1 pseudogene is annotated in these 398 nt (G+C 37.4%); it reads right to left on the minus strand.

The features are described from left to right. Window positions 1–123 precede the first annotated feature (123 nt). Window positions 124–398, minus strand: a pseudogene (locus SB717_RS33950) (zinc ribbon domain-containing protein); the annotation flags it as partial.

Below are 398 nucleotides of genomic sequence, written 5' to 3' on the forward strand. Positions count from 1 at the left end.
GTGCCTTTTCTTTGACTTGAACCATGTTCATATATATATTCCCATCCCTTGAACTACCCCCACTTTCACTTCGTTTATAAGCGAGGGATTCCTAAGTAAAGAGTTCTATCGAACTCTAATTGATTAGGCTAACCCCGCAGTCCTTGCGGTTAGAAGCCTTATTGCTTCATTCTTTAGATTGATACTTGCGTTAATATCCCTATCATGGTTTGTACGACAAGAAGGACAGTCCCATTCACGTAGGTTTAAATTTTTAACGTCTTTATTTTGATATCCACAACAAGAACATAATTGGCTGGAAGCAAATGTTTTCGATACGACAATAACTTGTTTGCCATACCATTTTGCTTTGTATTCTAACATGGATCAAAATTGCGACCAAGATACCTCACTAATTG

This window comes from Priestia sp. SIMBA_032, from assembly GCF_046535215.1.
Lineage (GTDB): Bacteria > Bacillota > Bacilli > Bacillales > Bacillaceae_H > Priestia > Priestia aryabhattai.